Origin of the sequence: Mangrovihabitans endophyticus, assembly GCF_014646155.1 — a bacterium.
In the GTDB taxonomy this organism is placed as follows: domain Bacteria; phylum Actinomycetota; class Actinomycetes; order Mycobacteriales; family Micromonosporaceae; genus Actinoplanes; species Actinoplanes endophyticus.
Genome location: NZ_BMMX01000142.1, coordinates 1 through 712, shown reverse-complemented (window position 1 = coordinate 712; position 712 = coordinate 1). Strand labels below are relative to the sequence as shown.

At 64.6% G+C, this 712-nt stretch carries 1 protein-coding gene; it reads right to left on the bottom strand.

Going from position 1 to position 712, the window contains the following annotated elements:
- Positions 1-3: 3 nt before the first annotated feature.
- Positions 4-712: DUF8189 domain-containing protein (locus tag IEY73_RS32785; protein WP_373292924.1), on the bottom strand; the 709-nt coding region annotated here is incomplete at its 5' end.

Here is a 712-nt window from a genome sequence, read left to right as displayed (position 1 = left end):
GGGTCAGGTGAGGTTGCCGCCGAGGTTGTTCCAGGAGCTCCAGCCGTTGCCGGGGGTGTAGACCTTGGCGTAGGTGTGGCCGTTGCCGGCGCGGCCGTAGATTTCGAGTTGCTGGCCGGAGGCGTTGGTGTCGTATTCGACGGCGATGGGGTCGCTGGTGATGTTTCCGGCGAGGTTGTTCCAGCCGGTCCAGCCGTTGCCGGGGGTGTAGACCTTTTGGTAGGTGCCGCCGTCGGTGCCGCGGCCGAAGATTTGGAGTTGGCTTCCGTATTGCAGGAGGGAGACGGTGCCGGTGATGGTGCCGCCTTGGTTGACCCAGTCGCCCCAGCCGCCGCCGGGGTAGTAGACCTTGGAGTAGATGTGGCCGTTGCCGGCGCGGCCGTAGATTTGGAGTTGGTCGCCGTTGGCGGTGGTGTTGTATTCGATGGCGACGGGGTCGCTGACGATGTTTCCGGCGAGGTTGTTCCAGCCGGTCCAGCCGTTGCCGGGGGTGTAGACCTTTTGGTAGGTGCCGCCGTCGGTGCCGCGGCCGAAGATTTGGAGTTGGCTTCCGTATTGGACGAGGGAGACGGTGCCGGTGATGGTGCCGCCTTGGTTGACCCAGTCGCCCCAGCCGCCGCCGGGGTAGTAGACCTTGGAGTAGATGTGGCCGTTGCCGGCGCGGCCGTAGATTTGGAGTTGGTCGCCGTTGGCGGTGGTGTTGTATTCGATG